At 61.3% G+C, this 25,779-nt stretch carries 24 protein-coding genes and 1 riboswitch; of the genes, 13 read left to right on the top strand and 11 right to left on the bottom strand.

The window, feature by feature from the left end:
* Positions 1-44: 44 nt before the first annotated feature.
* Positions 45-1,007, top strand: coding sequence for an alpha-E domain-containing protein (locus tag ACH2DG_RS03290; RefSeq protein WP_395024275.1), 963 nt, complete (start codon positions 45-47; stop codon positions 1,005-1,007).
* 91 nt (positions 1,008-1,098) lie between these two features.
* Here ACH2DG_RS03290 and bfr read toward each other — a convergent pair whose 3' ends face one another.
* Positions 1,099-1,575 carry a bacterioferritin gene (gene bfr, locus ACH2DG_RS03285; RefSeq protein WP_224151743.1) on the bottom strand — a complete coding sequence of 159 codons (477 nt, stop codon included), beginning with the start codon at positions 1,573-1,575 and terminating at the stop codon, positions 1,099-1,101.
* A 405-nt stretch (positions 1,576-1,980) separates the two neighbouring features.
* On the opposite strand from bfr, the gene ahpC reads away from it, so the two are divergent.
* Both ahpC and ahpF read left to right on the top strand, forming a co-directional pair.
* Positions 1,981-2,562 carry an alkyl hydroperoxide reductase subunit C gene (ahpC, locus tag ACH2DG_RS03280; protein ID WP_184705959.1) on the top strand — a complete coding sequence of 194 codons (582 nt, stop codon included), beginning with the start codon at positions 1,981-1,983 and terminating at the stop codon, positions 2,560-2,562.
* Positions 2,563-2,678: 116 nt separating this feature from the next.
* Positions 2,679-4,235: an alkyl hydroperoxide reductase subunit F gene (gene ahpF, locus ACH2DG_RS03275; protein ID WP_395024274.1), complete on the top strand. Its 1,557-nt coding sequence runs from the start codon at positions 2,679-2,681 to the stop codon at positions 4,233-4,235.
* Positions 4,236-4,413: 178 nt separating this feature from the next.
* Here the strand turns inward: ahpF and argF are convergent, their stop codons facing one another.
* Together argF and ACH2DG_RS03265 are read right to left on the bottom strand one after the other, a co-directional pair.
* Positions 4,414-5,334 (bottom strand): ornithine carbamoyltransferase, encoded by a 921-nt coding sequence (gene argF / locus ACH2DG_RS03270; protein WP_395024273.1) that lies wholly within the window; start codon positions 5,332-5,334, stop codon positions 4,414-4,416.
* A gap of 102 nt (positions 5,335-5,436) precedes the next feature.
* Entirely contained in the window at positions 5,437-6,639 is a 1,203-nt protein-coding gene (locus ACH2DG_RS03265) for an aspartate aminotransferase family protein (protein ID WP_224151747.1), read from the bottom strand.
* Positions 6,640-7,039: 400 nt separating this feature from the next.
* On the opposite strand from ACH2DG_RS03265, the gene ACH2DG_RS03260 reads away from it, so the two are divergent.
* A complete protein-coding gene (locus tag ACH2DG_RS03260) occupies positions 7,040-7,375 on the top strand; it encodes a DUF3579 domain-containing protein (protein ID WP_224151748.1) in 336 nt (111 codons plus the stop codon).
* Between the two features lie 237 nt (positions 7,376-7,612).
* On the opposite strand, the gene rpsT is transcribed toward ACH2DG_RS03260, so the two are convergent.
* Positions 7,613-7,909 carry a 30S ribosomal protein S20 gene (rpsT, locus tag ACH2DG_RS03255; protein ID WP_221451995.1) on the bottom strand — a complete coding sequence of 99 codons (297 nt, stop codon included), beginning with the start codon at positions 7,907-7,909 and terminating at the stop codon, positions 7,613-7,615.
* A 118-nt stretch (positions 7,910-8,027) separates the two neighbouring features.
* On the opposite strand from rpsT, the gene murJ reads away from it, so the two are divergent.
* From murJ to ppk2, 3 genes are all read left to right on the top strand, one after another.
* Positions 8,028-9,593, top strand: a complete 1,566-nt coding sequence (gene murJ / locus ACH2DG_RS03250; protein ID WP_395024272.1) for a murein biosynthesis integral membrane protein MurJ — start codon at positions 8,028-8,030, stop codon at positions 9,591-9,593.
* A 170-nt stretch (positions 9,594-9,763) separates the two neighbouring features.
* A complete protein-coding gene (locus tag ACH2DG_RS03245; protein WP_395024271.1) occupies positions 9,764-10,612 on the top strand; it encodes a SirB1 family protein in 849 nt (282 codons plus the stop codon).
* 229 nt (positions 10,613-10,841) lie between these two features.
* Positions 10,842-11,750: a polyphosphate kinase 2 gene (gene ppk2, locus ACH2DG_RS03240; protein ID WP_395024270.1), complete on the top strand. Its 909-nt coding sequence runs from the start codon at positions 10,842-10,844 to the stop codon at positions 11,748-11,750.
* A gap of 142 nt (positions 11,751-11,892) precedes the next feature.
* On the opposite strand, the gene ACH2DG_RS03235 is transcribed toward ppk2, so the two are convergent.
* Together ACH2DG_RS03235 and purM are read right to left on the bottom strand one after the other, a co-directional pair.
* Positions 11,893-13,011 carry an AI-2E family transporter gene (locus ACH2DG_RS03235; RefSeq protein WP_395024269.1) on the bottom strand — a complete coding sequence of 373 codons (1,119 nt, stop codon included), beginning with the start codon at positions 13,009-13,011 and terminating at the stop codon, positions 11,893-11,895.
* A gap of 89 nt (positions 13,012-13,100) precedes the next feature.
* Complete coding sequence (gene purM, locus ACH2DG_RS03230; RefSeq protein ID WP_395024268.1) at positions 13,101-14,150, bottom strand: phosphoribosylformylglycinamidine cyclo-ligase; 1,050 nt, start codon at positions 14,148-14,150, stop codon at positions 13,101-13,103.
* 415 nt (positions 14,151-14,565) lie between these two features.
* On the opposite strand from purM, the gene hda reads away from it, so the two are divergent.
* Genes hda through folK form a run of 4 tightly spaced genes read left to right on the top strand, consistent with a single transcriptional unit; the run spans position 14,566 to position 18,205 of the window.
* Positions 14,566-15,261 carry a DnaA regulatory inactivator Hda gene (gene hda / locus ACH2DG_RS03225; RefSeq protein ID WP_395024267.1) on the top strand — a complete coding sequence of 232 codons (696 nt, stop codon included), beginning with the start codon at positions 14,566-14,568 and terminating at the stop codon, positions 15,259-15,261.
* 41 nt (positions 15,262-15,302) lie between these two features.
* Positions 15,303-16,001 (top strand): HAD family hydrolase, encoded by a 699-nt coding sequence (locus ACH2DG_RS03220; RefSeq protein WP_395024266.1) that lies wholly within the window; start codon positions 15,303-15,305, stop codon positions 15,999-16,001.
* Entirely contained in the window at positions 15,998-17,581 is a 1,584-nt protein-coding gene (gene pcnB, locus ACH2DG_RS03215) for a polynucleotide adenylyltransferase PcnB (protein ID WP_395024265.1), read from the top strand. The genes ACH2DG_RS03220 and pcnB overlap by 4 nt, the downstream gene beginning before the upstream one ends.
* Positions 17,582-17,638: 57 nt before the next feature.
* The gene (gene folK, locus ACH2DG_RS03210) at positions 17,639-18,205 is read left to right on the top strand and encodes a 2-amino-4-hydroxy-6-hydroxymethyldihydropteridine diphosphokinase (RefSeq protein WP_395024264.1); all 567 of its coding nucleotides are present in this window, start codon (positions 17,639-17,641) and stop codon (positions 18,203-18,205) included.
* A 159-nt stretch (positions 18,206-18,364) separates the two neighbouring features.
* On the opposite strand, the gene ACH2DG_RS03205 is transcribed toward folK, so the two are convergent.
* Entirely contained in the window at positions 18,365-19,333 is a 969-nt protein-coding gene (locus tag ACH2DG_RS03205; RefSeq protein WP_395024263.1) for a Bug family tripartite tricarboxylate transporter substrate binding protein, read from the bottom strand.
* Positions 19,334-19,448: 115 nt separating this feature from the next.
* Entirely contained in the window at positions 19,449-20,504 is a 1,056-nt protein-coding gene (locus tag ACH2DG_RS03200; protein ID WP_395024262.1) for a CDP-6-deoxy-delta-3,4-glucoseen reductase, read from the bottom strand.
* Between the two features lie 207 nt (positions 20,505-20,711).
* On the opposite strand from ACH2DG_RS03200, the gene ACH2DG_RS03195 reads away from it, so the two are divergent.
* Entirely contained in the window at positions 20,712-21,818 is a 1,107-nt protein-coding gene (locus tag ACH2DG_RS03195; protein WP_395024261.1) for an NAD-dependent epimerase/dehydratase family protein, read from the top strand.
* A 57-nt stretch (positions 21,819-21,875) separates the two neighbouring features.
* Here the strand turns inward: ACH2DG_RS03195 and ACH2DG_RS03190 are convergent, their stop codons facing one another.
* The 3 genes from ACH2DG_RS03190 to ACH2DG_RS03180 form a co-directional block, all read right to left on the bottom strand.
* Complete coding sequence (locus tag ACH2DG_RS03190; protein ID WP_395024260.1) at positions 21,876-22,676, bottom strand: DUF4124 domain-containing protein; 801 nt, start codon at positions 22,674-22,676, stop codon at positions 21,876-21,878.
* Between the two features lie 45 nt (positions 22,677-22,721).
* Positions 22,722-23,162: a hypothetical protein gene (locus tag ACH2DG_RS03185; RefSeq protein WP_395024259.1), complete on the bottom strand. Its 441-nt coding sequence runs from the start codon at positions 23,160-23,162 to the stop codon at positions 22,722-22,724.
* An 89-nt stretch (positions 23,163-23,251) separates the two neighbouring features.
* On the bottom strand, positions 23,252-23,737 hold the full coding sequence (locus ACH2DG_RS03180; protein ID WP_395024258.1) for a hypothetical protein: 486 nt from the start codon (positions 23,735-23,737) through the stop codon (positions 23,252-23,254).
* Between the two features lie 531 nt (positions 23,738-24,268).
* Here ACH2DG_RS03180 and ACH2DG_RS03175 point away from each other — a divergent pair.
* Positions 24,269-25,399 (top strand): branched-chain amino acid ABC transporter substrate-binding protein, encoded by a 1,131-nt coding sequence (locus ACH2DG_RS03175; protein WP_395024257.1) that lies wholly within the window; start codon positions 24,269-24,271, stop codon positions 25,397-25,399.
* Positions 25,400-25,547: 148 nt separating this feature from the next.
* Positions 25,548-25,715, top strand: a riboswitch (FMN riboswitch).
* The last annotated feature ends 64 nt before the right edge of the window (positions 25,716-25,779 follow it).

The following is a 25,779-nucleotide window of genomic DNA, read 5'->3' as shown; positions in this document are numbered from 1 at the left end:
ACCTGACCTTCGACCAAGATCATGCATAGCGAAAGATTTTATTGATGCTGAGCCGTACCGCCGATCACCTCTACTGGATGTCCCGTTACACCGAACGGGCGGAAAACACCGCCCGCATGCTGAATGTCAGCTACGAAACCTCCATGCTTCCGCAGTCTGCGTCCGCTGCCACCAAAGCCTGGCAGAGCGTGCTGTCGATCAGCGAGCTGCTGCCCGCTTACTACCAGCGCCACGATGAAGTCACCCTGGAAGGTGTCTTGCACTTCATGGTGCGGGACGAGACCAATTCCTCATCGATCTACAGCTGCCTGCAGGCGGCGCGTGAGAACGCTCGTGCCGTGCGTGGGGCGTTGACCACAGAGGCTTGGGAGACGCAGAACCTGACCTGGCTGGACATGAACCGGCTGTTCAAGGCCAAGAAGTTCGAGACCGATCCGGCGAAGTTCTTCGAATGGGTCAAGTACCGTTCACACCTTTCGCGTGGCGTGGCGCTGGGCACCATGCTGCAGGACGATGCGTTTCGGTTTTTGCGGCTGGGCACCTTCATCGAGCGGGCGGACAACACCGCGCGCTTGCTGGATGTACGCTTCCACGCCATCAAGAACGACTACCATGGCACCGTGCCAGGCAAAGGCCAAGCGCAGTTCGACTTCTACCACTGGAGTGCCATTCTGCGCAGCGTCTCGGCGTTCGAGGTTTACCGCAAGGTCTACCGCAATGTGATCACGCCCGAGCGTGTGGCCGAGATGCTGATCCTGCGCCGAGACATGCCACGCTCCCTGCATGCAAGCATGTACGAGGTCGTGCAGATTCTGGAGGCAGTGGCCAATGACCACTCGGCCGAAACCCAGCGCCAGGCAGGCCTGCTGCTGGCAGAACTGCAGTATGGCCGCATCGACGAGCTGCTGGCCACCGGCCTGCATGCCTACCTGGTGCACTTTCTGGAGCGCGTGCATGCGCTGGGCGGCCGCATCGGCAGCGACTTTCTTGCGACTGCAGACATGTAGGTGGATAAGCCATTGCAATGAAGAAAAGGAAAAGGGCGCATGGCGCCCTTTTCCTTTTCTTTGGAGGGTGTGAGCTTGACGCTCGGCGGGCTTACTCCAGCTCGCCCATCACCGACTGCAGGTAGTTCTGCGTGCCGACCTTGTCGATCAGCTCCAGCTGCGTCTCCAGGAAGTCGATGTGCTCTTCGGTGTCGTCCAGAATCTTCTGCAGCAGATCGCGCGAGACATAGTCGCGCACGCTTTCGCAATGGGCAATGCCGTCCTTGATGGTGGCTTGCGCGCCTTGCTCCAGACGCAGATCGCAGGCGAGCGCTTCAGGCACGTCTTCGCCGATCTGCAGCTTGCCCAGATCCTGCAGGTTGGGCAGTCCATCGAGCATGAAGATGCGGTCCATCAGCCAGTCGGCGTGCTTCATCTCACCGATGGATTCCTCGTATTCCTTCTTGGCCAGCTTGTCCAGGCCCCAGTGCTTGTACATGCGGTAGTGCAGAAAGTACTGGTTGATGGCGGTGAGTTCGTTTTTCAGCTGGGCTTGCAAAAAGCCAATGGCCTTGGGGTCGCCTTTCATGGTGGGCTCCTTCTCGGTGTGTCAGTGGTCGATGGGTCTATTGTCGGGGTGAATCGGCGATGCGCCAAACAGGCGAGACACTAATCCCCGCCGCAGCGTTCTGGCTGCGTTTAAGGTTGAGTTGTGTTCGCATTTGACAGTGCCTGCCCGCACCTGCATGATGCGGCCTTGTCGAGAAGCAAGGCAGTTGTCACACGACTGTGCTAACTTGCAGAGGTGGTGCGCAAACTGCTGTGCGGCCTTGCAAATTCGGCAATCGTCCCTATTGAAGAAGTACGACAGCTTAGGAACTTTTAAAATAGCTTTTGTACATTAAAACGATCAATTCAATTGATTGGATTAATAAAGCAGATTTTCCTACACTAACCCCTGTCAAGCAATTTTTACCACTAGAAGGAAACAGCAATGTCCCTGATCAATACGCAAGTCCAACCCTTCAAGACCACTGCTTTCGTGCAGCGCGCTGGCGCCGCCAAGGGCGAGTTTATCGACGTGACCGAAGCCGACCTGAAGGGCAAGTGGTCTGTCGTGATCTTCATGCCAGCCGCTTTCACCTTCAACTGCCCTACCGAAATCGAAGACGCAGCCAACAACTACGCCGAGTTCCAGAAGGCTGGCGCAGAGGTCTACATCGTCACCACCGACACGCACTTCTCGCACAAGGTGTGGCATGAAACCTCCGACGCCGTGGGCAAGGCCCAGTTCCCACTGGTTGGCGATCCTACGCACCAGCTGACCAACGCCTTTGGCGTGCACATTCCTGAAGAAGGCCTGGCACTGCGCGGCACTTTCGTGATCAACCCCGATGGCGTGATCAAGACCATGGAAATCCATTCCAACGAAATCGCCCGTGACGTGTCGGAAACCCTGCGCAAGCTCAAGGCTGCTCAGTACACCGCTGCTCACCCAGGTGAAGTGTGCCCCGCCAAGTGGAAAGAAGGCGAGAAGACCCTGGCTCCTTCGCTGGACTTGGTCGGCAAGATCTGATCGATCTCACACCGCTACAAAATAAGTAGCTTCAGACGCCCGGGTGCCTGGCGCCCGGGCATTGTTTTTTTCAAAAACTAGAAAATTCAGTCGTTACAAAGTCAAAAGGAAGATCCATGCTCGACAACACCATGAAAGCACAATTGAAAGCGTACTTGGAGCGTCTGACCAAGCCCGTCGAGCTGGTGGCGGCCTTGGGCGATGACGAAAAGTCGCAGGAAGTGCGCGAGCTGCTCGCGGACATCAAGGAACTCAATGACAAGATCACCGTGGTCGAGAAGAAGGACGGCGACGAACGCAGGCCTTCGTTTCTGATCACCAACCCAGGCGTGGATACCGGCGTGCGTTTTGCCGGCGTGCCATTGGGCCACGAATTTACCTCGCTGGTGCTGGCGTTGCTGCAAGTGGGTGGCCACCCATCGAAGGAATCTGCAGATCTGCTGGAGCAGGTCAGGAACATCGATACGCCACTGCACTTCGAGACCTACTACTCGCTGTCGTGCCACAACTGCCCGGATGTGGTGCAGGCACTGAATCTGATGGCGGTGCTCAACCCCAAGATCACGCACACTGCGATCGACGGCGGCATCTTCCAGAAGGAAGTGGAAGCGCGCGAAGTGATGGCGGTGCCTACCGTTTTTGTCAATGGCGAACGCTTTGGCCAGGGCCGCATGGAGCTAGCCGAGATCGTGGCCAAGGTGGACACGGGTGCTGCTGCCCGCGAAGCTGCCAAGATTTCTGCCAAGGAAGCCTTTGATGTGCTGGTGGTGGGTGGTGGCCCCGCCGGCGCGGCTGCAGCCATCTATGCCGCCCGCAAGGGCATCCGCACCGGCATCGCGGCCGACCGCATTGGCGGCCAGATGCTCGATACCGTGGATATCGAGAACTTCATCTCGGTCAGCAAGACCGAAGGTCCGAAGCTGTCTGCGGCGATGGAAAACCATATCCGCGACTACGAGGTGGACATCATGGCCTTGCAGACTGCCAAGCGGCTCACGCCTGCTGCGCAGGAAGGTGGCTTGATCGAGATCGAGACGGAATCGGGCGCCAAGCTCAAGGCCAAGACCGTGATTCTCTCGACCGGCGCCCGTTGGCGCAACATGAATGTGCCTGGTGAAGACAAGTACCGCACCAAGGGTGTGACGTACTGCCCGCACTGCGACGGCCCGCTGTTCAAGGGCAAGGATGTGGCCGTGATCGGCGGCGGCAATTCAGGCATTGAGGCGGCCATCGATCTGGCTGGTGTCGTCAAGAGTGTCACGGTGCTGGAATTTGCTGCGGAGCTGAAGGCCGATGCCGTGCTGCAGAAGAAGCTGGCGACCTTGCCGAACGTAAAGGTGATCCTGAACGCCCAGACCACGGAAGTGAATGGCGACGGCAAGAAGGTGACTGGCCTCACGTACAAGGACCGCACCAACGACGAGATCAAGCAGGTTGCGCTCGAAGGCATCTTTGTGCAGATCGGTCTGCTGCCCAATACCGATTGGCTCAAGGGCACGGTGAACCTGACGCGCTTTGGCGAGATCGAGATCAATGCCAAGGGGGAAACCAATCTGCCTGGTGTGTTTGCTGCCGGTGATTGCACGAACGTGCCGTTCAAGCAGATCATCATTGCCGCAGGTGCCGGTGCCACGGCGGCGTTGTCGGCCTTTGATCACCTGATTCGGCACTGAAATGGCTGCTGGCGCGCTTGACCGGTAAGTACCAGTTGCTATCAAAGCAATACTGAAATCTCCCGTAAATGCAAAGAGGACTGCCTGGCAGTCCTCTTTTTTGTTTGCCTCTGTTGCCGAACTCGATCGGCATCAAAAAACGGCCCGAAGGCCGTTTGTGGGAGTGGCGGAATGCCGATCAGCCCTGCTTGCCGATGAGCAGGTATTCCATCAGGGCCTTTTGCACATGCATGCGGTTCTCGGCCTCATCCCAGACGACGGACTGCGGGCCGTCGATCACGTCGGCCTGCACTTCCTCGCCTCGGTGAGCGGGCAGGCAATGCATGAAGAGGGCATCCTTCTTGGCAATCGCCATCATCTCCTGATCCACGCACCAATCGGCAAAGGCCTTCATGCGCTTCTCGTTCTCTTCCTCATAACCCATGCTGGTCCACACATCGGTGGTGACAAGGTCTGCATCCTTGCAGGCATCCATCGGGTTGCTGAAGATTTTGTAGCAATCCTTGCTGTAGGGACGGCCGCTGAAGGCCAGTTCTTCATCGATCTCGTAGCCGCTGGGTGTGCTGACGTGCACCTTGAAGCCCAGCAGGTTGGCGGCTTGCAGCCAGGTATTGGCCATGTTGTTGCCGTCACCCACCCAGGCTACCGTCTTGCCCTGGATGGAGCCGCGATGCTCGATGAAAGTGAAGATGTCGGCCAGGATCTGGCAGGGGTGGAACTCATTGGTCAGGCCGTTGATCACCGGCACGCGCGAGTGCGCGGCAAAGCGCTCGATCTTTTCCTGGCCGAAGGTGCGGATCATCACCAGATCGGTCATGCGGCTGATGACGCGCGCGCTGTCCTCGATGGGCTCGGCGCGGCCCAGCTGGCTGTCGCCGGTGGTGAGGTGCACGACGGAGCCGCCCAACTGGTACATGCCCGCCTCAAAGCTCACGCGCGTGCGCGTGCTGGCCTTTTCAAAGATCATGGCCAGCGTGCGGTCGGCCAAGGTGTGGTGGGTGACATAGCCCTTGAACTTCTGCTTGATCAGCGCAGCACGCTTGAACAGGTATTCATACTCATCGGCCGTGAAGTCTTGGAATTGCAGGTAATGTTTCATAACGCTCGGGTCTTGTCTGTAGAGCTTATGCAAACAGAGAGGTGCAGCGGGCCTTCCTATTGGCAGCCTGCCGGCCTGATCCGAATTTGCATAAGCCGTGGTTTACTTGCCAGCCAGGAATGCCTTGACCAGCGGAGCCAGCTTGGCGACGATCTCGTCGGCTTCCGCTTCCGTCAGGATGAGGGACGGCACGAGGCGGATCACGGTGTCGGCGGTCACGCTGAACAGCAGGCCTGCCTCCTGCGCTCCGCGGGTGATCAGCTCGCCACAGGGCTTGTTCAGCTCCACGCCGATCATCAGGCCCTGGCCGCGCACTTCGACGAAGCCTTCCGTACCCGCCAGCGCCTTGTTCAGTGCGGCCTTCAGATAGTCGCCGACCTTGGTGGCGTTGTCCAGCAGCTTCTCTTCTTCCATGATGCGGATGGTTTCGACGCCAGCGCGCATGGCCAGGGGGTTGCCGCCGAACGTGGTGCCATGGTTGCCAGGCTGGAACACCTTGGCTGCCTTGGGGCCCGCCACCACTGCTCCGATCGGCACACCCGAGCCCAGGCCCTTGGCCAGCGACATCACATCGGGCACGATGCCGGCCCACTGGTGGGCAAACCATTTGCCGGTGCGGCCCATGCCGGCCTGGATTTCATCCACCACAAACAGCCAGTCCTGGGCATCGCACAGCTCGCGCACCTGCTTCATGAAGTCGGCGCGCATGGGGTGCAGGCCGCCTTCGCCCTGGATGGGCTCCATCATCACGGCAACGATATTGGGGTTGCCTTCGGTTGCCTCTTTCAATGCCACAAAATCGTTGGCAGGCACGCGCAGGAAGCCATCGAGCAGCGGGCCAAAGCCATTGCGCACCTTGGGGTTGGCCGTGGCACTCATCGTGGCAATGGAGCGGCCGTGGAAAGCGTGGTCAAAAACCACGATGACCGGCTTTTCGATGCCCTTGTCCACGCCATACTTGCGGGCGATCTTGATCGCCGCTTCATTGGCTTCCAGGCCGGTGGAGCAGAAGAAGGCGTTGGTCATCTTCGAGCGCTCGACCAGCAGGGCGGCCAGCTTTTCCTGACCCGGCACGTAGTAGTAGTTGCTGGTGTGGATCAGCTTGGTCATCTGGTCATGCAGGGCAGCTACCAGTTTGGCATGGTTGTGTCCCAGCGTGTTGACGGCGATGCCGCCCAGTGCATCGAGGTATTCCTTGCCGTTGACATCCCACACGCGCACGCCCTGGCCTCGCTCCAGTGCGACTGGCACGCGGCCATAGGTAGTCATCACATGGGGCTCTGCAGGCTTGACGATGTCGGTCATGGGAAATCTCCACAAAAAAGTAAATAAAAACTCCACAGATACCCGCTAAAGTGGCAGGGCATCGGGTGGAAAGGCCATTCTAGGGGCTGGGCGGTACACCACTAGTGAAGAATGTGCATCACTGCATTGCGCAAGCGATCTCTTTGTGAAATATACGCTTTGCGTTGAAGAGTGGTGCACGAAATGGGCCGGCTGTGTAGTGTTTTCAGGATTCTGTGCCCGGTATCCTGTTGCTCTGCCTCAATTGCGTGAATTTGCGGCAAAACTATGCTGTCTGCGCATTTCATGATGTTTTGAAGTTATAGGCTCTGCGTGCTTATCTCTTATATAAGAGTTAAAATGCTGGTTTGGCCTCGGGCAGTGATCCTCCTGGAAGGCCGTTATCAGAGGTTTCCGTCACATGGTTTCTCCGTCGTCTCAAGAGGTTTTCATTTTGGGCATCACCCAGGGTGGAAGGACATTTCGCCCCAGCGACTGGGCGGAGCGCCTGGCAGGGGTGATGAGTCAGTTTCGTCCGGGTGGCGCGCGTCCCGGCAGCCATCTGGGCTATTCGCCCTGGTGCATTCCCACCACGATGAATGGCGCCAAGTGCGTGGTGGTCAAGCGCGAGTTGCAGGCCCATGAGCCGATGGCCTGGGACTTCGTGATGAATTTCGCCCGCGACAACGATCTGCAGACCACCGATGCCTGTCTGATCCCGGATGCTTCAGCATCGGCTCCCGCTACCAAGGCCTGATTCTCAGGCCTTCTTTTTTGGGTGCGGGAGACTGGCGGAGGGAATCCAGTGACCGGGTGAAGAAGCGCGGAATGCTATTGTTTTTGATGATGCAGGCGGTTTTTGGCGTGCGCTGGCGTATATTTTTGGTGAGTACGAACGTAAAAAAGCCGTCTTGCGACGGCTTTTTTACTACTGACAGCGCACCCGTTTACAAACGGCGGGCAGGAGGTCTGCCCGTGCGATTGCCTAAATGGATTAGGCGGCCAATGCCAGGGCTTTCACCTTGGCAGCAATGCGGCTCTTATCGCGAGCGGCCTTGTTCTTGTGGAAGATGCCCTTGTCGGCGATCGTATCCAGCACGGACTGGGCCTTTGCAAACAGTTCGGTGGCCTTGGTCTTGTCGCCAGCGGCAACAGCCTTTTCCACGTTCTTGATAGCGGTGCGGTACTTCGAACGCAGCGAGGTGTTAGCGGCGTTCAGCTTGACGTTCTGGCGGGCGCGCTTGCGGCCGGATGCCAAACGGGGGTTCTTCTTGACTGGCTTGGATGCCATGATGATTTTCCTTAAAAGTCTGCGGATGTTGTCAGTGAACCAGCGATTATAGCGGCAATTTACACAGAAATCCAGGTGCCAGTTCAATCCCCTGGCTGGGCACGGCTACACTTTGCGGGTGTCTCTGTTCAAAGCCGCCTCCACCGTCTCCCTGTTCACACTGCTCTCGCGTGTGACAGGCCTTGCCCGCGATCTGCTGATGGCCACCATGTTCGGTGCCAGCGCGCTGACGGATGCCTTCAACGTGGCTTTCCGCATCCCCAATCTGTTCAGGCGCTTGTTTGCAGAAGGTGCCTTCAGCCAGGCCTTTGTGCCGGTGCTGGCCACGACCCTTGCCAAGGAGGGTGAGGAGCGAACGCGCGCCCTGGTGCAGAGCGTGGCAACGGTGCTGTTCTGGATACTGGCGGTGACCTGCGTGGTCGGTGTCGTGGCCGCACCGGCGCTGGTGTGGCTGCTGGCCAGCGGCCTGCGCCAGAACGCACACAGCTATGACGCTGCCGTGCTGATGACGCGCTGGATGTTTCCGTACATCGGTTTCATGTCGCTGGTGGCATTGGCCGCAGGCGTGCTCAATACCTGGAAGCGCTTTGTGGTGCCGGCATTCACGCCGGTGCTGCTCAATGTCAGCATGATCGTGGCAGCCTTGCTGCTGGCACCCTGGCTGGGTGCGCGCGGCGTGGAGCCTATCTACGCCATGGCGGCAGGGGTGATGCTGGGGGGCGTGCTGCAACTGGCCATCCAGTTTCCGGCACTGCGACGCATCGCCATGGTGCCGCGCATTGCCTTCAGGCCATCGGCCATCAAGGCCGCCTGGGCAGACGCTGGCGTGCGCCGCATTCTGACGCTGATGGCTCCGGCCTTGCTGGGTGTCGGGGTGGCGCAGATATCGCTGATGATCAACACGCAGATTGCGTCGTACATGGCAACGGGCAGCGTGACATGGCTGTTCTATGCCGACCGGCTGATGGAGTTTCCCACCGCATTGCTGGGCGTGGCGCTGGGCGTGGTGCTGACGCCCCAGCTGGCTTCGGCAAAGGCGGCAGGCGATGATGCACGCTATGGCGCCATGCTGGACTGGGGGTTGCGCATGGTGGTGTTGCTGGCAGTACCTTGCGCTGCAGCCTTGCTGGCCTTTGCCAAGCCCCTGGTGGCGGTGCTGTTTCACTACGGCGCGCTCAAGGGATCGGATGTCGGGCAGATTGCCCTGGCCTTGCAAGGCTATGGTGTGGGCCTGCTGGCGATGGTGGCCATCAAGGTGCTGGCGCCGGGTTTCTATGCCAGTCAGGACATTCGCACGCCGGTCAAGATTGCCATCTGCGTGCTGGTCATCACCCAGTTGCTGAACCTGGTGCTGGTACCCAGCTTTGCGCACGCAGGTCTGGCCCTGTCGATTGGCCTGGGGGCGATCGTGAATGCGCTGTGGCTGCTGGTGGGGCTGATGCGCCGTGGCAGTTTCAAGCCGCAACCAGGTTGGCTGATCTTCTTTGTCCGGGTGGGGTTGGCTGCCGGCCTGCTGACGATCTTTTTGCTGTGGGGCGCGCATTCCTTCGACTGGGTGGCCCTGGGCAGCGAGCGGCTCAAGCGTGTGGGCTGGCTGGTGCTGTGGCTGGCGGGCTCGGTGGTGCTGTATTTCGGCGTGCTCGCACTGTCGGGCATGAAGCTGCGCAGCCTGCTGCGCCGTTGAAACCCCTCTGGCAACGCATAGGCACATTCACAACAGTTGGTGACAGTTGTCGCCCGGATGTGCCTGCACGATGCTATACATTGAAGCTATGGCGCAAGCAGCGCTGCAGAAGCGCCAGAACGCGGTGATTGCACCAGCGTTGTTGCCGGAGCGCTGCAGCAGGGATGCATATGGACTTCAGCTTTTCGATCCCCACCCCGTTGGAGCATTTCGCGTCGCTGGTACAAAGCGATGACAACTTTCCGCTGCTGGAGGCTGCAGCGGCCATTGCCTGTATCGAATACCCGCAGCTTGACATCCAGCAGGTGGTCAACGAGGTGGATCAGTTGCTCAGCCAACTGCGGGAGAGCCGTGACGCCCACAGCCGCAGCGCCCTCACGCGCCTCAAGGTGCTCAACCACCGCTTCTATGCCGACTGGGGATTTCAGGGCAATCCCAATGATTTCTACGCCCCCGACAACAGCTGCCTCAACGCGGTGCTGCATCGCAGGCGTGGTATTCCGGTGTCCTTGGCGGTAATCTGGCTGGAGCTGGCCTCCGAGTTGCAACTGCCAGCACACGGCATCTGTTTTCCGGGCCACTTCCTGCTCAAGGTCAGTGTTGCGGAAGGGCAGATCGTGCTCGATCCGCTCTCGGGGCAATCGTTCTCCAGTTCCATGCTCGCCGAAATGCTGGAGCCCATGCAAAAGGCGTATCACCGTGTCGACGAGGATGATGTTCCTCTGGGGCTTTACCTGCAGGCGGCGACTTCGCGCGACATCATCGTGCGCATGCTGGCCAACCTCAAGGAGATCTACCGCAGCGACAAGGCCTGGGCCAAGCTGATTGAGGTACAGAACCGTCTGGTATTGCTGCAGCCCACCGAATGGACGGAGTTGCGCGACCGAGGGCTGGCATACGCAGAACTGGGGGTGCATGACCGGGCTCGTGAAGACCTGCAGCAGTACCTCAACCAGACCGGTGTTCCGGAGGATGCCGCCCAGATCCGTGCGGCGCTGCTGGATTTACAACGCATGTAACAAACATCAGTTGTTTGACATGTATTTGTCACTATTTCGTCATACATCGGCGGCAATATAGTGCTCTGAGGCGTTAGCACTACCGAATCAATCCAGGGTGAATGAGGTGGCGCCAGACCATGCGGCCCTGATGGCAGGCCGTGTATTGGCGTGGCCGGTTTTTGCCGGACTTGTCTGCGGACGATGGTTCGGCGGTGGTGTTAGCGGCACTTTTTGAGGAAGAGTTGCTATGAAAGACCGTTTTGGAATTTCGCCCGAAGATGTCATGCACAAGATTGCACGTGACGTCATGGACGATTACGACGAATCCTTGGAGCTGGAGATGGAGGATGGCCTGCTGGGGGCGCCTTTTGCTGCAAGCCTGAGTGAGAACGAATACAAATATTTCCGCGAATTGCTGCGGCTGCAGGGCGAGCTCGTCAAGCTGCAGGACTGGGTGCAGCACACGGGCCAGAAGGTGGTGGTGCTGTTCGAGGGGCGTGACGCCGCAGGCAAGGGCGGCGTCATCAAGCGCATCACCCAGCGCCTGAATCCGCGCGTGGTGCGGGTGGCGGCCTTGCCTGCGCCGAATGACCGCGAGCGCACACAGTGGTATTTTCAGCGTTACGTGGCGCATCTGCCTGCCGCAGGCGAGGTGGTGCTGTTCGACCGCAGCTGGTACAACCGGGCTGGCGTCGAGAAGGTCATGGGCTTTTGCACCAACGAGCAGTACGAGGAGTTCTTCCGCTCGGTGCCCGAGTTTGAAAAGATGCTGGTGCGTTCGGGCATACGCCTTGTCAAATACTGGTTTTCGATCAGCGACGAAGAGCAGCACCTGCGTTTCCTCGGGCGTATCCATGATCCGCTCAAGCAGTGGAAGCTCTCGCCGATGGATCTGCAAAGCCGCGTGCGCTGGGAGGAGTACACCAAGGCCAAGGAAGTGATGCTGGAGCGCACTCACACACCCGAGGCGCCATGGTGGCTCGTGCATGCCGATGACAAGAAGACGGCGCGCCTCAACTGCATCGCGCACTTTCTAAGCCAGATTCCGTATACCGATGTGGATCACGAAAACGTGGTGCTGCCAGATCGCGTGCGCCACCCGGACTACAGCCGCCAGCCGGTGCCGGCGTCCATGTATGTGCCGGAAATCTACTGAGACTGGTCCCTGCGCCAACGCTGTGCAGGCCGCCTGCTGACCGGCGGCTGGCCTCCATGCAATCCAGCATTCAAGCAAAACGCCTCGGTTCCCCGAGGCGTTTTTTTGTGAATGTTATGCTATCTATTCAGTAGCTGTTGGCTTATATCAGACGCGCGGCAAACAGCTCTTTCTTCAGGTAAGCGTAGAACAGCGGGGCGGCCACAAGACCGGCGGGGCCGAAAATGGCTTCGGCCACGAACATCACGGACAGGAGTTCCCAGACGCCCATATGCGTCTTCGCCCCCACCACCTTGGCATTGATCAGGTATTCGGCCTTATGAATCAGCACCAGAAAGGCAAGACATGCCACCGCCGTCAGTGGCGATACCGACAGGCCGACGGTGGTGATGACGGCGTTGCACACCAGGTTGCCGACAATGGGAATCAGGCCGCCAAAGAAGGTCAGCATGATGAGTGCGCCGCTATAGGGCAGGCGCATGTCGAGCAGAGGCAGGATGCCGAGCAGGAAAATGGCGGTCAGCACGGTGTTGAACAGGGCAATCCAGAACTGCGCGGCCACGATCTGGCGGAAGGCATCGCCAAATCGTTGCACCCGCAATTGCAACTGGTGAGCCAGCGGTGCGTGGGAGAGGCGGCCATGGCGCACTGCGGCCAGCGAGCCGATCAACAAGCCGACAAAGACATACAAAAGCCCGGCGAGCCAGGAGCGCCCCATGTTTGCGATGGTGCCGGCCTTGGTGCCCAGGTACTCGGCTGCACGTTGTTGCAGCTCCTGCGCGCCATCGGGCAGCACGTTGGCCAGTTCAGGCGGCAGCTTGCTGCGCAGGTCGAGCAAGGTCTTGGCCATGGATTCCAGAATGTCACGGTACTGCTGCGGAGCGTTGAGCAGATAGCCCTGCGAATGGATCAGGCCCAGGGTGACCAGAACAACCGGCACCACGAGCACGATGGTCACGGCCACATATTCGATCCAGCGGGCCGGCGGCACATGCAGCGACAGAGGCTGGCGGCTTGCCTCGGCAATCTTGCGGACCAGAAACTGGGTGAAGGTGTAGCCCACGCAGGCTGCCAGAAGCCCCACCAGCAGCCCATTGAGCATGATGATGAGCAGCGCAAAGCCCATCAGCAGGTAGGAGGCCAGACGCACGCCCCAGTGCACGGGCGGAGGCCGCCAGGGTTGCGGCGCATCGGCAACACCGCCAGCGGATGGATTGCCCGCCGAAGGGGAGGATGGTGGTGTTGCAGAGTCTTGGCGCATGGCGGCAATCGGTCAAAAAGCAGGCTGGCCTGCAGGACCAGCGCTGCCTGGCATGGCAACCCGGTGGGTTGCCCGCAGGTGGAATGAGCTTAGCGCACCGTGACAGCTGCTTCGCTGCCGCGTGGGCCAATGCTGCCAATCGTCCACACTTGTTCACCAAGTGCGGCAAAGGCGCTCTTGACGGCTTCGGCGCTCTCGGCGGGCACCACCACCACCATGCCGATGCCATTGTTGAAGGTGCGGTTCATTTCGATATCGTCGATACCCGCAGTCTTCTGCAACCAGGCAAACAGCTCCGTCTGGGGCCAGCTGCCCTTGACCAGTTGCGCGCCCAGCCCTTCTGGCAGCACGCGGGGAATGTTTTCCAGCAAGCCGCCGCCGGTGATATGGGCCAGCGCCTTGATGGGATGCTCGGCCAGCACGCTCAGCACGTTCTTCACATACAGGCGCGTAGGCTCCATGATGGCCTGCTTGAAGGGCTTGCCATCCAGCGTGGCGGGCACGTTGCCCTGGCTTTCGGCGCGTTCGATGCACTTGCGCACCAGCGAGAAACCGTTGGAGTGCACGCCGTGCGATGCCAGGCCCAGCACCACATCGCCTGCCTGCACGTTCTGGCCGGTCAGAATCTTGCTTTTCTCGACGGCACCCACGGCAAAGCCTGCCAGGTCGTATTCGCCGTCGGGGTACATGCCGGGCATCTCGGCGGTTTCGCCGCCAATCAGCGCGCAGCCCGACAGCTCGCAGCCCTTGGCGATGCCGCCCACCACGGCGGCAGCGGTGTCGACATGGAGCTTGCCGCAGGCAAAGTAATCCAGGAAGAACAGTGGCTCGGCACCTTGCACCAGCACATCGTTCACGCTCATGGCCACCAGGTCGATGCCCACGGTGTCATGCATGTTCCATTCGAAGGCGAGCTTGAGCTTGGTGCCTACGCCATCGGTGCCGGAGACGAGCACGGGCTCCTTGTAGCGCTTGGGAACCTCGAACAGGGCGCCAAAGCCACCGATGCCGGCCATCACGCCTTCGCGCATGGTCTTTTTGGCCAGTGGCTTGATGCGCTCCACCAGCGCATCGCCTGCGTCGATATCAACGCCGGCATCTTTGTACGAGAGAGGGGTAGAGGTAGTAGAAGAGCTCATGGAGGCAATACAAGGGCAAAAAAGCGGAGCACAACCGCCGCGGGCTGGCCACAAGCTGCGATTCTATGCCGCCCCGTATACCCGAGGGGGCTGAATGCCTGTGGCGCAGGGCGTAAACACCGTCTCGGGGCTCGGATTGCAGTGCCCGGCCGGGATGAATACGGTATTTGTGCCGCCAGGGCTCTGTGTCCGTCTAAAATCAACGGGTTTGCATGCATTGCATATGTGCAGGTTGCGGGTCGTGCTGTCAATGGCCGGTCCGGTCTGGCTGTATTGCATGTGAGTGGTCGCTCATTTACCAACACCTACTGCCCATCCGTACGCAGCCCATGCGTGTCCCATCTGCCCTGATCCATGTTCTGCGCGCCCGCATTGTTGCGTCGTGCGGTGCGGCCACCTGTGCGGGAGGCCTGGCATGAAGCAGATGGCGCTGGATCTGGGCTTGGCCCCTGGGCCCAACCTGCAGCGGTTTTTCCCGGGTTCGAACCAGGCGGCGCTGGAGCATCTGCGTCTGCAGGTGGGTGACGGGTGGGGAACTCCCCGCTCGCCAGTGCCCACTTACCTGTGGGGTGAAATGGGCGTGGGCAAAACCTATCTGCTGCGAGCCGTGGCAGAAACCCTGCGAGAGCAGGGCGCCACGGTGGGCTGGCTGGATGCGAATACCCGCTTTCCCAGCGCGTTCAATGAGCGCTGGTCGGCGGTGATTCTGGATGAGGTGCATTTTTACAACTCCGTCCAGCAGGCGGCGGCATTCAACTGGTTTGTGAATGCCACCAGCCCGGCAACGGGTGCACGGCGCTGGGTGCTGGCGGCAGGCGATGCGCCGCCTTCGGACCTGAAGCTGCGCGACGATTTGCGCACCCGCCTCGGCTGGGGCGAAATCTACCAGCTGCACCTGCTGACCGAGGACCAGCGCCGTGGTGTACTCAAGGACGAGGCGCAGCAGCGCGGCCTGACGTTGCCGGACGATGTGATGGACTATATGCTCAAGCGTTTTTCGCGCGACCTGGGCAGCCTGATGCAGCTGCTGGACCATCTGGACAATTTTGCGTTGCGCAACAAGCGGGCTTTGACGATCCCGCTGCTCAAAGACATGCTGGAGACGGAGTGATGCCGGCTCCAGGCCTAACCGAGAAGAATCGAGAAGATTTGATGAATACCACTGCCGCTGCCAAGCCACGGCTCGCGCTTTTTGACCTGGATCACACCCTGCTGCCACTCGATTCCGACTACGAGTGGGGCGAGTTCACCCTGCGCAAAGGCTGGTGCGACAAGGAGGAGTTCGGCAGCCGCAATGCCGCATTCTTTGCCGACTACCAGAAAGGCACGCTCGACATTCACGAATACGTGCGCTTTGCAACCGAGGCCATCCGCAGGCTGGGCCGCGATGCGGCAGATGCCGCCCACACCGTGTTCATGCGTGAGGTGATCGAGCCTCACATCCAGCCAGCGGCGCGCGCGTTGCTGCAGCAGCACCGCGATGCAGGTGACACCATCGTGATCGTTACCGCCACCAACGAATTCGTGACCCGCCCGATTGCCAAGGCACTGGGCGTGGAGCATTTGCTGGCCGTCAATCTGGAGCGCGATGCCTCGGGCTGGATCACCGGCGAAATTGCAGGCGTGCCCACGATGCGCGCGGGCAAGGTCTCCCGCATGGATGACTGGCTGGCAGAGCGAGGCCTCACCTGGAACACGGTGGACAGCACGTTCTACAGCGATTCGATGAACGATGTGCCGCTGCTGGAAAAGGTCAACACCCCCATCGCGACCAACCCCGATGAACGCCTGCGCAAGCTGGCTGCCGAGCGCGGCTGGCGCATTCTGGATTTGCTGGAGCCCCACGCATGATCAAGAACATCATTGACAAACTGCTGGGCAAGAGTGCTGCCGCCGGCAAGGCCAAGAACCCATTCGGCAAGCGCGAGGAAGTGCCTGTCGAGGTACACCATATCGATCCCAAGCTGGTCGACCGGCGCGCCGTCGATGTCTGCAGCACCTTGAAGGAAGCCGGGTTCGAGGCCTACATCGTCGGTGGCGCCGTGCGCGATCTGCTCCTGGGCCTGCGTCCCAAGGATTTTGACGTGGCAACCAACGCTACGCCCGAGCAGGTCAAGAACCTGTTCCGCCGCGCCTTCATCATTGGGCGGCGCTTTCGCATCGTGCACGTGGTCTACGGCCGCGGCCGCGAGAACGAAGTCATCGAAGTCACCACTTTCCGTGCCTTCCTCGACAGCTCCAAGGCCGAGCAGGTGCAGGGCAATGAAAAAACCAGCAAGGCCGCTCTTGCCGGCATGAAGCTGGCCGTGGATGAAAGCGGCCGCGTACTGCGCGACAACGTATGGGGCCCGCAGAACGAAGATGCGGCGCGCCGCGACTTCACCGTCAACGCCATGTACTACGACCCGCAGACGCAGATCGTGGTGGACTACCACAAGGGCATCCGCGACGCGCAAAAGCTGGTGCTGCGCATGATCGGCGATCCGACCACGCGCTACCGCGAGGACCCGGTGCGCATCATCCGTGCCGTGCGCTTTGCAGCCAAGCTCAGCAAAAAAGGCTTCACCATCGACCCCAAGACGGCCAAGCCGCTGGTCGAGTGTGCGCAGCTGCTGCAGGAGGTGCCCCAGAGCCGCATGTTCGACGAGATGCTCAAGCTGCTGCAGACCGGCCATGCGCTGGCGTCGGTCGAGCAGTTGCGCAAGCTGGGCCTGTCCAAGGGCATCTATCCTCTGCTGGACGTGGTGGTGGATCGGGCCGACCTGCCCTTTGTGCAGGCTGCGCTGATGGACACTGACCGCCGCGTGGCCGAAGGCAAGAGCGTGGCGCCGAGTTTCTTGCTCGCCTGCGTGCTGTGGCAGGACGTGAAGGCGGGCTGGGACGCGCGCCTGGATCGGGGCGAACACCCGTTCCCGGCCCTGCAGGATGCGATTGACGAGGTGTTCAACCTGCGCATTGGCGATGTGTCGGGGCGCGGCAAGCTGGCCGCCGACATGCGCGAGATCTGGGTGATGCAGCCGCGCTTTGAAAAGCGCACGGGCAGCACGCCGTTCGGCATGATCGCGCAGGTGCGTTTCCGTGCGGGCTTTGACTTCCTGCGCCTGCGTGCCGATGTGGACGAGGTGGACGAGATGCTGGCCAACTGGTGGCAGGAGTTCCAGCAGGCCGACGAGGCGCGTCGGGAAGACCTGATCGCCCAGGTGCGCGAAGAGCAGCGTGCCAAACAAAAGGGCGCCACAGGTGCCAAGCGCGGCACCAAAAAGCCGGCCGGCAAGGCCCCGGTGGAGGGCCTGGACGCCAGCGCACTGCAGGCCGTGGCCCAGCAGGCGCTGAATGACGGGGAGGCATTGGACGCACCCGCCAAGAAGCGCCGCCGCCGTCGCCGCAAGCCCGGTGGCGCAGGCCAGGGCAGCAGCGGTGCGGGTGAGTGATTGCTCTTTTATTGATAGCTTGTGGCGCTTTCCATGTATGCGCTACAGCTTGTTTTCATGAGTAATTTTGCATTGCCGCTGGCAGCGCATGCGCAGCAGCAGCCGGATCATGACTGGGCACCTGCTGCGGGGCACTCCGTGCGCGCATGGATCGGTCTGGGCGCCAACCTGGGAGATCGCGGGGAGGCGATGCGGCAGGCGCTTGCGCAACTGGCGGCCATGCCCGGGGTGGCGGTGGAGCGGGTGTCGTCGCTGTACGCCAGCAAGCCGGTGGATTCAGCCGGGCCGGATTATCTCAATGCCGTGGCCCAGTTGGTGACCCGGCTGCCTGCCCATGCATTGCTCCTGGTACTGCAGCAACTGGAGCAGACGGCAGGCCGTGAGCGGCCTTATCGCAATGCGCCGCGCACCCTTGATCTGGATTTGCTGCTGTACGCCAGCCGTGAGACCGTGGTGAACCTGCCCGATCTGCAGGTGCCGCACCCGCGTATGTGGCAGCGCGCCTTTGTGCTGTCGCCGCTGCAGGAGTTGCAGCCTGCATGGGTCAGCGATGCGCAACTGCAACCGCTCCTGGCGCAGGGCGTGGCGCGCGCAGAAGGCCCGGTCTGGGCACTGCCTGCGTAGGTTGCATCAGGAAAAAAAGGCGCCGGGGGTGTCGCAAGAGCGTGGCATTTTCGATGCCCACCCTCTCTGTGCACCCGCAGCGCCTGTCCTGGATGGACGGGTGAGTGGTAGATAACCACATCCCCCCACCATCTTCTCCATCACCGGCGGCCGGGGCTATCAGTCCACCTTGGCGCCGGACATCTTCACCAACGATTCGTACTTGTTGCGCTCGGCAGCCATGAACTTGTCAAACTGCGCAGGCGTGGTGGGCACGGGTTCCGCCATCAGACCTGCAAACTTGGTCTTGGTGGCAGGGTCCTTCAATGCGTCGGTAAAGGCCTTGTTCAGGCGGTTGATGACCTCGGCAGGCGTGCCGGCGGGTGCCACCAGGCCCCACCAGGTATCGATCTCGAAGCCCTTGAGCGTGTTTGCCAGTGGCTGCACGCCCGGAAGCATGGGGCTCTCGTGCAGGCTGGTGACAGCCAGCGCCTTGAGCTTGCCGCTGTGGATGTTGGCCGATGCTGCGGCCAGGTTGTCGATATTGAAATCCACTTCGCCTGACAAGAGGGCCAGCTGCGCGGGGTTGGCGCCGCGGTAGGGAACGTGCACGGCGAAAATGCCGGCCTGGCGCTTCATCATCTCGCCTGCCAGATGGCCTGCGCTCCCGTTGCCGCCGCTGCCGTAGTTCAGCTTGCCAGGGTTCTTCTTGGCGTAGGCGATCAGGTCGGCCACATTGTTGATGCCCAGGCTCTGCGCGCGCTGGGCGTTCATCACCAGCACATTGGGCACGCGCACCATCTGCGTGATCGCGGCAAAGTCCTTGCCGGCGTCAAAAGGCATCTTGCTGTAGAGCCAGGGATTGACGGCATGGGTAGCTGTGGCCGCCAGGCCGATGGTCAGCCCATCGGGCGCCGCCTTGGCAACGATGTCGGCCCCGATATTGCCGCCTGCGCCGGCCTTGTTGTCCACCACCACGGTGCCCAACTGGTCCCGTACCCTCTCGGCCAGGACGCGCGAGGTCACATCCAGCGGGCCGCCGGGGGCGTAAGGCACCACCAGACGGATCACAGGTTCTGCAAATGCGCCTGGCGCTGCCAGGGTGGATGCGGCCAGCACGGCCGACAACAAAAGGTTTCTGCGTTGCATAAGAGTGGTTTGCGGTTTAAAAAAGAGAGCTGCTTGCGGTTGCTGGTATTGGTTTTCGGTGGATTTTATGTTCGAAAATCAATAGAAATATGAATAAGCAGCTATAGTTTTTTTATCAGGCCTTGTTCTGCTTGTCTGCTTCGGTGACAAAGGAGTCGGCATGGAAGGCATCATCGGGCAGGCTGCGCTGTGCAGTAAAGCTTGCGCGGGCCGAGTCCACCACGATGGGCGCGCCGCAGGCATACACCTCGTGGCCTGAGAGGTCGGCAAAATCGTCCAGCACCGCCTGGTGCACAAAGCCGGTGCGGCCGCTCCAGCCATCTTCGGGCAGGGCGTTGGATACCACGGGTACGTAACGCAGGCTGGGCATTTCGGCGCAGCGGGCGTTCACCCACTCGCTCATGTACAGATCCTGCGGCCGGCGGCCTCCCCAGTACAGCACGGCCGGGCGGGTGATGCCCTTGTGCTGCAGGTGCTCGATCAAGGCCTTGATGGGCGCAAAGCCGGTGCCCGATGCGAGCAGCACCATGGGCTTGTCGCTGTCCTCATTGAGGTAGAAGCTGCCAAACGGGCCTTCGATGCGCAATATCTCGCGCTCTTTCATTGCGCCAAATACATGGTCGGTGAACAGGCCGCCGGGGGTGTGGCGAATGTGCAGCTCCAGCCCGGGGCCAGTGTCCTGCTGGTGCGGAGCCACGGCCATCGAGTACGCACGGCGCGCGCCGCCCGCCAGCAGGAATTCGATGTACTGGCCCGCGTGGTAGCGGAAGGTGTCCGCCGCAGGCAACTGCAGGCGCAGCTTGATCACGTCGGGCGAAAGGCGTTCGAGCGTTTGCACCCGCACCGGCATCTTCTTGACCGGGAAGGCGCTCTCATCGGTGACATGGCGCGATTCGATCACCACATCGCTCGTCGGCACGGCGCAGCACGGCAGGATCAGGCCTGCCGCCTCTTCCTCGGCGCTCAGCGCGCGGTCGCTGTGCGGGCCGTGTACGACAGTGCCACTGAGCTTCTTGCACTTGCAGGAGCTGCAGGCGCCGTCCTTGCAGCCATAGGGCAGACCCACGCCGCTGCGGATGGCGGCGGTCAGGATGGCTTCAGAGGCTTGGGTGGCAAATGCGCGTCCGCTGGGGAGAACCGAGATTTGAAACGCGCTGGGAGAAGAGCTCATCGCACCAAAATTCCTTCGACACAAAACAAGGGCGCCCACGAGCGCCCGAACCTGAAATCGTGGGGGATGTTGTGCCCGGCACACCGCATGGACCGATGCGTGGCATGCGCCACGCGGTAGACTGCGGGCCGGATGCGGCCATTGGAGGTGATGGGCCGCATCAGACAGACTGTAAGAGCGTGTTTCTACTCCCCCGAAAAGCTTATTGTGCCCTCAATTCAAAAACCGCAGCGCGTGCGGCGTGTACCACGTGCGCTGCCTTCGCGCTTCAAGCGGCAACGTGTGCTGATCGTTGGCTGCGGCGACGTGGGCCAGCGCGTGGCCCGTCTGTGGCAGCCTGTGGAGCACCGCGTTTCGATGCAACTGGCCGCTGGCGCTCATCTGGTAAGTGCTGAATCATCAAATTTGATAGCAAAAAAAGGTGCGCAGCTCCGTCACCGTCTACCCTTGGTACGGGCGCTCACCTCGTCGCCAGAGAAGTGCGCAGCACTGCGCGCGCAGGGCATTCTGCCGCTGCTGGGCAACCTTGACGATGTGACCAGCCTGCGCCGGCTGGCAGGGCTGGCGCAGCGCGTGGTGCATCTGGCGCCGCCTGCTGCCATCGCATCCGCCGAAGGCGAGGCTGCAGCCAGCGTGCAGGACCGGCGCACCCGCCATCTGTTGCGGGCGCTGGTGCGCCGGGCCCATAGCGCGCCAGCACTGGTGTACGGATCGACCAGCGGCGTGTATGGCGACTGGCAAGGCGCCTGGGTGGATGAGGCCATGCCCCTCAGAGCCACCACGGCGCGTGCGCTGCGGCGGGTGGATGCCGAAAGCCAGTTGCGGAGCTGGGCTCTGCGCTTTCAGCACAGCGGCGTGCGGGTGCATGTGCTGCGTATCCCCGGCATTTACGCAGGCGATCGTGAGGGCGGCACGCCGGTTGCGCGTCTGCTGCGGGGCACGCCCGCGTTGCGGGCAGAGGACGATGTCTTCACCAGCCATATCCATGCGGACGACCTGGCGCGCGCCGTGGCGCTGGCGCTGTGGCGCGGCAGACCACAGCGCACCACCAACGTGGCAGATGATTCCGCCCTGCGCATGGGCGATTATTTCGACCTGGCCGCCGACCTGTGGCAATTGCCGCGCCCGCCGCGCATCAGCCGGGCGGATGCGGCGCTGCAACTCAGCCCTGTGCTGCTGAGCTTCATGAGCGAATCGCGCCATGTGTCCAACCGGCGCATGAAGACGGAACTGGGCCTGAGGTTGCGCTACCCGACGGTGCAGCAAGGCCTGGCAGCGGCATATCTGTTGTCAAAGGATTTGCCAAAAAAATAGCTTCTCGCGCTTTGCAGGTAAGCACAAGAAGCTATCAATAAAGGAGCAATTGCCTTGTCAGCAAGCGGCGCTGCCGCCTTGGCTGCGGCAGTTTCGCGGGTTGACGCTGGGCTGTACGGGGCGGGGGGCTGTCTCGCCAATCTGCCCTCGTGGGTGGGAATAGCCTTGCGAATCCACGCACTTGAACACATCGCAGCGGGTGATGGATGGGGCAGGTTGCACCGGCTGGGGTTGGGGCCGGGGCGGATGGGGGCGCCCGTGGGGATAGCGGTCCCAATAATCGTCGTTGACCACAGTCGTGGAGGGCGCAGGGCGGCTGGCTTCGAGGCGGCCATAGGCGTCAGGGCCCATGCAATCGAGTTCCATCTGGCGCTTTGCGGCATCTAACTGTGCCTGGCTGCCCATGCTACGGTCTGCCGCTGCGGCGGAGGCTGCGGTGTAGCGCTCACGTGACTGGTGGCAGGCTGCCGAATTGGCGTAATCGGGGCGCTGCCTGCCCTGGCTGCGGGCAGCTGCATTCTGGGCCGTGCGCTCGTCGGCTTCGAGCTTTCGCTGTTCCAATTCCTGCTCGCGCCTCTCTGCCTTGGCGCGCAGTGCTTCGCGCTCGCGTGCGCGGTCCTGGGCCAGTTCCTCATCGGTCTTGCGGCGCTCGATCTCGGTGGCGCTGGTACCCCGCGCGCATTCACCGTCGGTATAGGTGACTTTGCCCGTAGCGGGGTCGGTGCAGCGGGTCACCTGCGCCTGCGCGCCATGGGGGCCTGCCAGCCACAGGCCAGTGCCAGCGATGACGGCGAGCGCCCAGCTTCTGATTTGCAAGGCGGCATGCATGGTGCGAGGCGATGCAGAGGGTTGGCGCATGGTCTTCTGAGTTGTCCGTGCCAGGTGATGGGCGGGCAGGGCGCGTCAGCGCTGCCATTGCTGGGGACGGGTCTCCCGGTAGCCCGGCGTGAAGCGGCTGCCCCCGCCACTGGGGCGCGAAGGGCGGGCGCCGCCGCCATCGATGGGGCGTCCGATGTTTGCGCCCGTGCCTGGGGAGACATAGCTGGGGCGGTTGCCATGGTAGGACGGGCGGTCATACCCTCCGTGACCTGGGCGGTAGTAGCCACCGCCGGGGCGGTAGTAAGGCCGTCCGCCGCCATACACATAGGTGGGCGAGCTTTCGATCACCAGCGACGATCCGCCATAGTAGGGATAACCGCTGTAGCCGTAGCCATACCCGCTGGAATAGGTGGAATAGGCATCACCCGTGTAGTAGGCGCCATCGACCGGTGCGACGACGCAGCCTGTCAGCAATACGGCACCGGCGATGGTGGCCATCAGGGTGCCCAGTCGTGCGATAGTCATGTTTCGTTTCTCCTGGTGGTTCGCGGTTGGCAGAACCACAAAATCTGCCGGTGCGGCGGCACGGGTGCCCCGCTGCACCGATTTGCCTGTCAGCAAGGATGGGATGGCACGTTGATGGTGTCGCTGCCCGAGCGGACCTGGTCGCGGTAGCGGGCGCAATCGGCCTGTTGCTGCGAGCTGCCAAAACGATTGCGGTTGTTGTCGCGCTCGCGCTGCTGGCGATCACGGTCACGCTCGCGGGCCTGGCGATCGAGTTCACGGCGGCGGTCTTCATCGCGGGCGCGCTGGTCACGGTCGCGGTCACGCGCCTGGCGGTCACGGTCGCGTTCCCGCTCACGGGCCTCGCGTTCACGTTCGCGCTCGCGTTCGGCGCGCTGGCGATCGCGGTCACGTTCGCGGTAGTAGCGGTCGTCGTAATAGCCGTCGCGTACATAGACGGTATCGCCAGGGCGGTTGTAGCCATAGCCATAGCCGCCATCCCCGTAGTAGCCATCGCTGCCGGTGGCAACACAGCCAGTGGCGGCGAACAGCGTACCGGCAATGGCAGCCACGCTCAGCAAATGACGACGATTCATAGTTTTGAGACCTTTCATGCGGACAAGGGCAGAGGCATTCACTGGTGTGAGACGGCCCCTCAACCCTGCTAAATACCTCCATGCTAACTGCTGGGTGCGAGGTGTGGCGAACATTCGCCCATGTATGTAAATACGCTTGAACGCCTCAGGGGGTTGACCCCTGCCCCCGTGGAATGGATGGTTTTGCCTATCTTTACAGAAAACAGCGCGTAGCGGATTGCCTACAGATAAGACGGGTTCGCGTTGGTTCAATCATTGTTGATGCTCAAAAATCACAGGATGGGCCACGACGCGGCCAACGGCGATGTTGCAGAGCAGCATTTCGTGCCGCAGCTTGGGGCGCGCGGCTTATATGCGATTTCGTCCGGGCTGTGTCGCTTTTTTTACAGGAATTCTCCTAATATCGGTGCAGGGCTTTGCGGGACAAGAATCTGGTTCACGCGATCAAAGTCTGCGCAGGCGGTGGCATGGTGCCATCGGTGTGGTGCAGCGGGGGATGGCGATCTACTACAGATGATGGAGTACTACGCAATGGACAAAGGTATCAAAGCAGCAGTGGCAATGGTGGTGGCCGGCATGGCAGTTGCTGCTGGCGCGCAGGAGGTGGTGAAGATCGGTACGATGAGTCCGCTGTCCGGCCCACAGGCCCACTACGGCAAGGACAATGTCACCGGCGTGCGTTTCGCCGTGGATGACTTGAACGCCAAGGGCGTGACGATTGGTGGCAAGAAGATCAAGTTTGAAGTGGTGGCCGAAGACGATGCCGCCGATCCCAAGCAAGGCACTGCTGCCGCACAGAAGCTGTGCGACGAGAAGGTGGCTGCCGTGGCCGGTATCCTGAACTCGGGCGTGGCCATTCCGTCGTCCAAGATCTTCAACGATTGCGGCGTGCCGTTCATCACCGGTGCGGCTACCAACCCTGAGCTGACCCGCCCCGCATACCCAGGCGTGTTCCGTATCATCGCCAACGACAACGCGCTGGGCGCTGCGCTGGCAGGCTACGCAGCCAATACGCTCAAGCTCAAGAACGTCGCTGTGATCGACGACCGTACCGCCTACGGCCAGGGCCTGGCCAACGTGTTCAAGAAGGACGCGGAATCCAAGGGTGTCAAGATCGTTGCTTCCGAATTCACCAACGACAAGGCCACCGACTTCATGGCAATCTTGACATCGATCAAGGCCAAGAAGCCCGACGCGATCTTCTACGGCGGCATGGATGCACAAGCCGGCCCCATGCTGCGCCAGATGGTGCAATTGGGCATGACCAATGTGAAGTTCTTCGGTGGCGACGGCATCTGCACGGCTGAGCTGGCCAAGCTGGCCACCGGCACCAAGACGCTGGAAAACGTGGTGTGCGCTGACGGCGGTGCTTCGCTGGCCAAGATGCCCGGCGGTGTCGAGTGGAAGAAGCGCTACGACGCGAAGAACCCTGGCGTGTTCCAGGTCTACAGCCCGTACTTCTACGACGCGACCATGCTGATCGTCGACGCGATGCAGCGCGCCGATTCCACTGATCCCAAGAAGTACCTGCCTGAACTGCGCAAGTCCGAGTACAACGGCGTGACCGCCAAGATCGCCTTCCAGGACAACGGCGAGCTGAAGGTGCCTCTGTACACGCTGAGCCACTACATTGCCGGCAAGAAGACGCCTATCGGCGAATAAAGCTTTCTGGCACCATGAACCCACACAACCCGCTTCGGCGGGTTTTTTGTTTCTACCGGGGAATGGCTGCTTTGGCATGCATAAAACCCGCGTGACAGTGGCTGCATGCTGCGCACCCTACAATGCCGGTGTCATTTCTCGGAATGAACAACATTCTCAGGGCGGGGTGCAATTCCCCACCGGCGGTATCTGTGGCCAGCAACCTGCTGGACTGCAGCAGCCCGCGAGCGCCTGGGGGCCTGCATGGTCACCAGGGTCAGCAGATCTGGTGAGATGCCAGAGCCGACGGTCACAGTCCGGATGAAAGAGAATCGCGTGCGCTCCATGGCGCCTGCATTGCCGCTGTGCGGCCGTGCAGGTGTGTGTTGCGTTCGCGTGCC

The sequence above is a fragment of the Comamonas odontotermitis genome, from assembly GCF_040396735.1.
GTDB lineage: Bacteria > Pseudomonadota > Gammaproteobacteria > Burkholderiales > Burkholderiaceae_C > Comamonas > Comamonas odontotermitis_C.
Note: the sequence above shows the minus strand (reverse complement) of the source record. Positions and strands in the feature narration are given on the sequence as shown.